We start from the raw sequence: 9,592 nt of genomic DNA on the forward strand, positions 1-9,592 counted from the left end.
GTTCTCCTTTCAGTTATATAAAACATCTATATTATACCTTTTTTATTAAGAAATAGGAATAAAGCAGTAACATCTTTTTTGCTATGTTTTAAGAAAATAATAATAATTCTTAGATTCTCAGGAATAAAAGCCAATTTAGGATATTACCTATTTCTAAACCATAAATGATTAATAATAATAAATGTTAGTGGAATAATCATTATTTTCAATAAATTACTTTCTTTCAGTCAATTTCATTGTAAAATATAAATATTAGTATGTACAAACATTATTGTAAAATATAAGAACTTTTTCTTTATCTTAAGGATGATTAAATGGGTCGATTAAATAGATTATTAATCAATGAATTAGAATCGGATAAGACCAGTGGGACAATACAAAAAATCATTTTTGACATCATATTTCAGCATGTTCAAGACATGGTTTTGTGTTGAAGGTCCCGGTTGATGAAATTGAAAAGCGTTTTTTACAAAAATTGCCTGATGCATGAGCAGGATTTTTTAAAACGATAAAAAAACTCCCATTCAACATAAATATTGAGAAGGAGTTTTTTGCTATATTTCAGGTTTAAGGGTAAAGATAGTTAACTCCGGTTTTGACAAAAAGCGAAAGGGGAGACGGGTTGTTCCAATTCCTCTATTGACATAGAGTGATAGGGGAGAATCGTCACCGACTGAATAAAGGCCCTCCGGGTATAGCTGCCCAAAGGGAGGAGTTACAAGTGCTCCTAAAAATGGGATTTTTATCTGTCCTCCATGGCTATGGCCGCTAAGCTGCCATTGGATCGGATATTGTGACGCTGTTTCTGCAAGATCAGGAGCATGAGATAATAATATCGTGAAAGTATTTTTAGGCACATTTTTTAATGTCAATGGCAGATTTGGATTTCCTAACATGGCATCATCAATTCCAAGTAAATAGATAATACTTCCATCTTTAGTGATAACCGGAACAGCTTGGTTCAAAAGGACGGTAAAATTAGTGGTCTCCATAATATTTCTGTAAATGTCAGAACCATAACCCCCATGGTCATGATTTCCGAAAATGCAATATTTCCCTAGCGGGGCATGTAATTTCTTTAAAATGGGTATCAATTTATTAATTTCCGTATATTGGTTGGGCTCGTCCATTAAATCACCCGTAAATAAAATAATGTCCGGCTGAAGACTATTAATTTTTTCAACTAATTTATTAAATTGCTGTAACGTATATTGAAAACCAAGGTGTGTATCACTAAATTGAATCATTTTTATTTCATCAAAGCTGTCTGGAATCAATCGATGTTTTATTTGAATTTCTTGTATATCGAGTAAGGATGGCTCAATTCGATTGGCATAAAGAAAGCCCCCCGAACCTAAACCCAGTACAGTTAGAATTGAGCCAAATGATCGCTTTAAAAAGATTCTCCTCGTCTGTTTTTTAGCCATTTTTTCAACCAGCCTATTTTCTTATTTACTTTTCTACTAAAAGAAGAGTCACTCAGTATTTTCATTAAATCAGAATGATCTTGCAAGTGAAAGGTCCTTTGTATGTGTTTATTCAAAAAAAAATAAAACATTCATAAAAGCAGCCAAAAATTTGGCTGCTTTACCTAATGATAACTAACTGCTCGACATTTTAATGCTTTCCAAGATGATATAAATTGTTGTTTGCCAACTCGGACCTGTTTTCTTCCCGAAAGTGGGTCGTTAAGATAGACGTTGTTGTTGTCGTATCCAACTAAGACGACGGCATGTAAATCAAGGGGAGTTTTAATATATTGGTTCCCGTGGTACCATCCTTCCCAACGGTCTGGTAGTCGGTAATCCCCAGTTGTCCAAACCACAACAGGATATCCAGCTGAGACATGCTCTAATACTTTTTCAAAGGGCTTGTTTGTTAAATTAACGGCTCTGTTAGGAAGCTTTTGATTGATTAAGGCAATCATTGGTTTATCAAATACAGCATACCCTGCTCTTCTGCCTGTCATATCCCCTACAAAGCCATCAGCAGGGTTTCCCCAACGTAAAATATCTCCTTTAGCTGATTTGATCAATGTGTCGGAATCCTTCCGAACAGATCGGTAAAGGTCCATTTTGTTTGTTTTAGCTCCTGCATAGTTTAAAACCATTGCAAGACTGGTTACCTCGCAACCGTATCTAAGTTCTGGATTTTGCTTAATTAACACTACATTAAGCATGGCAGAATTTTTTTTCCTTTGTGTGGTAGTAACCGACTTACTTTTATTAACTGATTTCTTTACATTTATCACTTGCTCATTAAGCTCGTTTATGTTGTATGATGTATTTTTATTAACATCAGGAGAAGAGTTAGATGTAGTATCTTCAACTGCTACCGAGGAAGGAGGCTGTTTTTCTTCAGTGTTTGTATTTGTATCTGCATCAAAGTGACTACATCCAAACATGGGAAGGATTAAGACTAAAAAACAAAGTTTTTTCAAAACATATCCTCCTTAATAAACAACTTGTGTATAGGTTATGATTGTTTCTATGCTGCTATAATGGTATCCTTTTGGAAAAGAACGATAATCCTTACATATGCGTATGGTATATGAAGAAAAAATATTTGGAGGTACTTGGATGGATGCATTGGAAATACTATCGGATCTTGAAAATGTATTTCCCTATTTTCAACCGATTTTTAGTGCCGATGAACAAAGTGTAATTGCCTATGAGGTCTTGGGGAGATATAAATCAGAAGGAAATATTATTAGTTTAGGGACATTTTTTCAGGATGATCAAATACCTGATGAATATAAATATGAAGTGGATCTGTTATTAGTTAAAATGGCGCTTGAAAAAGCTCTAACACTAGAAGAGGATGTAAGTATCTTTTTGAATCGACATGCTGATTTATTAATGTACGACAATGGTGAACCTTTTTTACAAGAACTGATTGCATTTGAAAAAAAGGGCTTAAAATTAAATCGAATTGTCTTGGAAATTTCAGATCGGAATTATGTTGGTGATTTAGACCAATTAGATCATTTACTTCAATATTATCGTACCTATGGGATTAAACTAGCGATTGCCAGAATTGATAGTGAGAGTCATTATTTTGAACGGATTGGACAACTTGAACCTGATTTTTTGAAAATCAACTTACAGGCTTTAAAATCAACATCTACTGGCATTAATTTTAACGATGTCTTGTTTTCATTGTCCCTTTTGGCAAGGAAAATAGGCGCAACCCTCTTGTTTGAAAATATTGAGATGAGTTACCAGTTACAATTTGCCTGGAAGAATGGAGGACGATATTATCAAGGATACTATTTACTTCCACCTGCACCTGAATTTATTCAACGTGATTTTCTTAAAGACCGCTTAAAAGAAAAGTTTCATGACTTTATCTCCTATGAAAAGAAGAAATTAGAGGCTGTTTATACAACGGCAGAGACATTTCAAGCTAAGGTCCAAGAAATTGTCATGAAAAACAGAAATGGAACATATCAGACCCTTTTTCAGGCCCTCATTAAAGAATTAGATCAGATTGCCTTTCGGATGTATGTTTGTGATGAGGATGGATTTCAAAAATCTGCTAATATTTTTAAAGGGAAAGAGGGTTGGATTACTCAATCCGAATACATTCAAAAGAATTGGAGCTGGCGTCCATATTTTTTAGAAAATATTATCAAAATGAGAAATGAACGAAAAGGAATCTTATCGGACTTATATTCGGATATAGAAACTGGGGAAACCATCCGTACGTTTTCGTTTCCTATGAATGGCGATGATTATTTGTTTATTGATATTGCTTATCAATACTTATTTCAAAACGAACAATTGCTTTAAATTGTTTTTAGCTTATTTTCGTTCGAAAAATAAAAAATTACCTATTTTTTTATTTTTACTTGGACAAATGGCCAGTGTTATTTTATTCTTTTAATATTGGCATATTCTTATGGGCTGGAAAATTATGAAAGATAACCACTCGGATAGAAAAATGCTAAATGAGAAATATAATTGTAGATGTTTGTTTGGGTTGGAAAGGAGACGAAGCCGATGTCACAGCTTCAAGGTATATTATCAAGATTAAAAAATCTTCAGGAAACAGCAAATAGTGGTGAACCAGCACAACGCTATTTCGAGGTAAACGGAGATAGAAAATGTCAAGTAACATTTCATCCGAAAACGGAGACATTTGAATTAGAAATATATAATGAAAAGGAAAAACCAAAGCGTTATCAATTTGATAACATTGATATGATTACAATTGAAATTTTTGATTTGATTCAATAAGGGACCTTTAGGGTTCCTTTCTTTTTCATGTCATGAAAAATGGCGGAGGATGCAAAACGTTTCGAGCGGAACGTTACCAAAATTAACACAGACTCCCGAATACTATGGTAGAATGAAACTGTAGAAAAACAAATTTGAGGAGTTACCGTGATGATCAGTCTTCCTAATGATGAATTTTTAAAATTAACGATAAAAGATTTAATGATTCCGTCTGAACGGGTTGCACACGTGCAAATTGGCAATAATCTCGAGCATGCCTTATTAGTTTTAACAAAAAGTGGTTATACGGCTATCCCTGTGTTAGATCCACATTACAAACTTCACGGGTTAATAAGTACGCCAATTATTATGGATTCTATTTTAGGACTAGAAAGAATTGAGTTTGAGCAACTTGAGAAAAAACGTGTTGAAGAGGTTATGAAAAGCTCAATTCCGCGAGTGAAAATTTCAGCATCCTTAAAAACATGCCTTGAACTACTTGTTACTCAACCTTTTTTATGCGTTGAGACTGAAGATGGCTATTTTGAAGGAATTTTGCCAAGAAGTACATTATTAAATCAATTAAATAAGATGATTAATAAATTGCAAAACAGTGACAGATGATGTTTTTAGGCTCCCGAGAAGGGAGCTTGATTTTTTTAACGTTTGAGGTGTAAATATGAGCAATGCTTTTGGTAAGATATCAAAAGAAGGTTCTCAGAAAAAACAAACAAAAAAACCGCTTGTATTAGCAGCGGTGATGTTAGCTATGTTTATGGGGGCGATTGAAGCCACGATTGTTTCAACCGCAATGCCGGCCATTGTTGCAGACCTTGGCGGGTTTACCCTTTATAGCTGGGTATTTTCTGCGTACTTGTTAATGAATTCTGTAACCGTTCTTATTTACGGGAAATTATCTGATTTATTTGGCAGGAAACCAATTCTTACCATCGGAATTATTTTCTTTTTAATCGGATCGATTCTTTGTGGGTTTGCCACGTCCATGAACATGCTGATTATTTTTCGCTTAATACAAGGATTCGGTGCTGGTGCAGTGACGCCAATAGCAACCACCATCATTGGTGATATATACAGCGCTGAAGAGAGGGCAAAAATTCAGGGGTACTTATCTAGTGTTTGGGGGATTTCAGCCATAACCGGACCAGCAGTTGGAGGCTTACTAGTTCAATATGTAAGTTGGCATTATGTTTTTTGGATTAACGTTCCACTTGGTATCCTCTCTTTAGTGGGTCTCTGGTTGTTTTTACATGAAAACATCAAAAGGAAACAACATGAAATAGATTATGTTGGTGCTGTTTTGGTCACGGTCACGATCTCATCGTTAATGTTTATCCTTGTCGAAGGCGGAAGCCGGTTTGCATGGAGTTCTTGGCAGTCAGTAAGTTTATTTGCATTAAGTGCTATAACTTTACTTGGATTTGTACTCCATGAAGGCCGTGCGAAAGAGCCGATTATGCCATTTACGATTTGGAAAGAACGTTCTATATTAATTGCTAACACGACCTCACTTACAACTGGAATCATGTTAATAGGAATCTCAAGCTTTTTACCAACATTTGTACAAGGTGTGATGGAACAAACACCAATCGTCGCTGGATTTACCTTGACAACGATGTCAATCGGCTGGCCAATCGCGTCAACAATTGCTGGACGATTGTTGATTACTATTGGTTATCGAAAAACATCGATTATCGGAGGATTATTGTTAATTATCGGCAGTATCGTCTTCGTGACGATGTCAGCGTCCTCCGGGCCTTTGTGGGCAGCAGCGGGTTCTTTTTTCGTTGGTGGAGGAATGGGCTTAACATCTACGGCCTTTATTGTCTCGATTCAAAGTACGGTTGGTTGGGAACAGAGAGGGATCGCAACCGCTTCAAATATGTTTATGCGGAATCTTGGCAATACTATCGGTGCAGCGTTGCTCGGAGGGATTCTTAATAATCGATTGAGTCATTATTTCAGTCAAAAAGATCATACTTTCTCAGTGGATGATGTTAATAAACTGTTAAAATCGACGGAACGGGAAAATCTTTCAGAATCTGTCCGAAACTTCTTGCAGAATGGGTTAACCCATTCCCTCCATTTTGTTTATTATGTTGTCCTTGCTGTTGCAATTATAAGTTTACTATTAATCTTTTTTATACCGAAAAAGAACGAACGCTCTGTGTAATTTTTACAGGGCTTTTTTCAAGGAGGGATCAAGTTGTCCTCATTGTCTGAATTTCAGTTATTATCAGTCCTTGCTCAGGAAATGAATATGAGAAAGGCGTCAGAACGGTTATTTGTATCCCAGCCAGCGCTATCTCAACGATTGCAAACCATTGAAAAAGATTGGGGAACAAAGCTATTTATTCGTTCGCAAAAAGGATTAGCCCTAACCCCTGCCGGTGAACATGTCATCCAATTTGTCAATGATGTATTAACGAAGCAAGAAAAAGTACGTGAAACCATTCATTCTCTCCAATCAGGGGTGTCTGGAACTTTAAAAATTGCGGTTGCTTCGATAGTAGGACAAAATTGGCTCCCTCAGGTGTTAAAGAAATTTATAGATAGGTATCCTCAAGCCAGAATTTCATTAGTTACCGGATGGAGCAGTGAAATTTTAAAATCGTTGTATGACGATCAAGTTCATGTTGGGATTATTCGTGGAACACCAGATTGGAAAGGGGTTAAGGTTCACCTTTTTAATGATCCTCTTTATTTGGTTGATAGGGAAATTACTAGTCCTGAACAAGTGTTACATACGGATCGACCATTTATTCAATTTAAAAGTGATTCAAATTATTATCAAGAAATACAAGATTGGTGGATGAGAAACTTTAAGACATCACCAAAGCGGACAGTGGTTGTCGATCAAATTGAGACCTGTAAACAGATGGCCTTTAATGGGATTGGGTACGCGATTTTACCAGCGATAACACTAACTAAAACGGATAGGGAAATCTTCAAAATACCGCTTGTAGATGAGAATAATCACCCCTTAAAACGTGATACGTGGCTTTTAGGCTATGACTCTGCCTTTCAGTTAAAGCAAGTGAAGGCTTTTGTCGAATTAATTAAGGAATATATCGCAGAATCTTCAGAAGAATAAGGTGGTTTTTCTTGTTTTCATTGCTTTTGTTTGATAAAGTATTTTTTAGTAAAGGCTCTTTTCGTATACTTTGTTCCTCTTGGAACTTAATGATGGTGATTCACTAAGTTTCTAGGCAATTTTCNNACGGGTTGATGTACTTATATGTAAAACAACAACCTGTGCGAAAATAGCTTTAGTAACGACAACTATAGGGGGCCTACTTATGAAAATGATGGATGCAAATGAAATTATTTCTTTTATTCAAAATAGTAAAAAATCTACACCAGTAAAGGTATATGTAAAAGGTGAATTAGAGGGAATTGATTTTGGAGATAATACAAAAACCTTTATTAATGGAAATACTGGTGTTCTTTTTGGTGAATGGTCTGAAATCAATGAAGTATTAGAAGCAAATAAAGGGAATATTGAAGATTACGTGGTTGAAAATGACCGTCGTAATTCAGCTATCCCATTATTAGATACAAAGCATATTAATGCACGAATTGAGCCAGGAGTAGTGATTCGTGATCAAGTGGAGATCGGGGATAATGCCGTTATTATGATGGGGGCTGTTATCAATATTGGTGCAGTTATTGGAGAAAAATCCATGATAGATATGGGAGTTGTCCTTGGCGGAAGAGCGACCGTTGGGAAGAATTGCCATATTGGAGCAGGCACCGTATTAGCAGGTGTAATCGAACCACCATCCGCTAAGCCAGTCGTAATTGAAGATGATGTTCTGATTGGAGCAAATGCGGTTGTCCTTGAAGGGGTAACAGTTGGAAAAGGCTCTGTAGTAGCTGCAGGTGCTGTAGTTACTCAAGATGTTGCACCTTATACAGTTGTAGCAGGGATGCCTGCTAGGAAAATAAAAGATATCGACGAAAAAACGAAATCGAAAACAGAAATTATGCAAGAGCTACGACAACTATAAAAGCGGAAGCGTGGATTCCTTCCACGCTTCTTTTATAGGGGAGGAAAGGAACATAAATGAATCAGTTTATTAAGATCCGCCGTGACCTTCATCAAATCCCAGAACTAGGATTTCAAGAATTTAAAACACAGGCATATTTACTATCTTACCTGGAGTCCTTTCCACAAGATCGAATGACCATAAAGAAATGGAAGACGGGCTTGTTTGTAAAGGTTCATGGTTTAAATCCTCAAAAAACAATTGGTTACAGATCTGATATTGATGGATTGCCTATAAGTGAAGACACTGGTTTACCGTTTTCATCGACACATACTGACAAGATGCATGCCTGTGGTCATGATTTTCATATGAGTATTGCTCTTGGGGTGTTGACTTATTTTACTGAGAACCCAATAAAGGATGACCTTTTATTTGTTTTCCAGCCTGCTGAGGAAGGACCTGGCGGCGCGGAACCAATGTTGAGATCGGAAGAAATGCAAGAATGGAAACCGGATCTAATTTTTGCCTTACATATCGCTCCAGAGTATCCTGTTGGTTCAATAGCAGTGAAGGAAGGGTTATTATTTGCAAATACCTCTGAATTGTTTATTGACCTTAAGGGTAAAGGCGGACATGCAGCAAGACCACACGAAACGAATGATATGGTGATAGCTGCCTGTGCATTGGTTAATCAACTGCAAACGATTGTTGCAAGGAATGTGGACCCTTTAGATAGTGCGGTTATAACGGTCGGGAAAATTACTGGAGGCACAGTTCAAAATATTATTGCTGAAACTGCAAGACTCGAAGGGACAATTAGAACGCTTTCTGCTGAATCAATGAAAAGGGTTAAACATCGTATTGAAGCACTTGTTAAAGGAATCGAGGCAGGCTTTGAATGTAAAGCTAACATCGATTACGGCTCGATGTATCATCAGGTTTATAATACTGAAACAATTACAAGAGAGTTTATGAAATATATTCAGGAAGAAACCAATGTGAATGTCATCGAGTGCAAAGAAGCAATGACAGGTGAAGACTTTGGTTATATGCTACAAGAAATACCAGGGCTGATGTTTTGGCTTGGTGTCGAATCACCTTATGGTTTACACCATGCAAAGTTAAATCCACATGAAGAGGCGATTAGTGTTGCCATCAATGTTATAACATCTTATTTCACGAATCTCGGAAATAGATAAGAGGCGTATTATTTGGTTCTGATTTGCATTCATGTTAAAATGTAAGAGAATTAAAAGGGAAATTGTTACATATCGTCGATTATTCTTAAGCAAATAGGGTAAACTTATGAAGGGGAATGGGGTAATAATTGATAATAATTATTTAATTAAATTAATTATTATATGATAT

9 protein-coding genes are annotated in these 9,592 nt (G+C 36.2%); 7 read left to right on the forward strand and 2 right to left on the reverse strand.

The genetic code is table 11. The features are described 5' to 3' along the window. Window positions 1-554 precede the first annotated feature (554 nt). The gene (locus V7137_RS25565; RefSeq protein WP_335700684.1) at window positions 555-1,427 is read right to left on the reverse strand and encodes a metallophosphoesterase; all 873 of its coding nucleotides are present in this window, start codon (window positions 1,425-1,427) and stop codon (window positions 555-557) included. A gap of 164 nt (window positions 1,428-1,591) precedes the next feature. Further along, the gene (locus tag V7137_RS25570) at window positions 1,592-2,440 is read right to left on the reverse strand and encodes a C39 family peptidase (RefSeq protein WP_335700685.1); all 849 of its coding nucleotides are present in this window, start codon (window positions 2,438-2,440) and stop codon (window positions 1,592-1,594) included. A gap of 139 nt (window positions 2,441-2,579) precedes the next feature. Between V7137_RS25570 and V7137_RS25575 the strand changes: the two genes are divergently transcribed. From V7137_RS25575 to V7137_RS25605, 7 genes are all read left to right on the forward strand, one after another. After that, on the forward strand, window positions 2,580-3,791 hold the full coding sequence (locus V7137_RS25575; RefSeq protein WP_335700686.1) for an EAL domain-containing protein: 1,212 nt from the start codon (window positions 2,580-2,582) through the stop codon (window positions 3,789-3,791). A 210-nt stretch (window positions 3,792-4,001) separates the two neighbouring features. Continuing rightward, entirely contained in the window at window positions 4,002-4,238 is a 237-nt protein-coding gene (locus V7137_RS25580) for a YkuJ family protein (protein WP_218345784.1), read from the forward strand. Between the two features lie 150 nt (window positions 4,239-4,388). Further along, window positions 4,389-4,841, forward strand: coding sequence for a cyclic-di-AMP-binding protein CbpB (gene cbpB / locus V7137_RS25585; protein ID WP_218345783.1), 453 nt, complete (start codon window positions 4,389-4,391; stop codon window positions 4,839-4,841). 55 nt (window positions 4,842-4,896) lie between these two features. Next, window positions 4,897-6,408, forward strand: coding sequence for an MDR family MFS transporter (locus V7137_RS25590; RefSeq protein WP_335700687.1), 1,512 nt, complete (start codon window positions 4,897-4,899; stop codon window positions 6,406-6,408). A 33-nt stretch (window positions 6,409-6,441) separates the two neighbouring features. After that, a complete protein-coding gene (locus V7137_RS25595; RefSeq protein ID WP_335700688.1) occupies window positions 6,442-7,329 on the forward strand; it encodes a LysR family transcriptional regulator in 888 nt (295 codons plus the stop codon). 205 nt (window positions 7,330-7,534) lie between these two features. Further along, window positions 7,535-8,245, forward strand: coding sequence for a 2,3,4,5-tetrahydropyridine-2,6-dicarboxylate N-acetyltransferase (gene dapD / locus V7137_RS25600; protein ID WP_335700689.1), 711 nt, complete (start codon window positions 7,535-7,537; stop codon window positions 8,243-8,245). Window positions 8,246-8,301: 56 nt separating this feature from the next. Next, entirely contained in the window at window positions 8,302-9,423 is a 1,122-nt protein-coding gene (locus V7137_RS25605) for an N-acetyldiaminopimelate deacetylase (RefSeq protein ID WP_335700690.1), read from the forward strand. The last annotated feature ends 169 nt before the right edge of the window (window positions 9,424-9,592 follow it).

The sequence above is a fragment of the Neobacillus drentensis genome (assembly GCF_036962765.1).
Classification (GTDB): Bacteria; Bacillota; Bacilli; order Bacillales; family Cytobacillaceae; genus Neobacillus; species Neobacillus drentensis_C.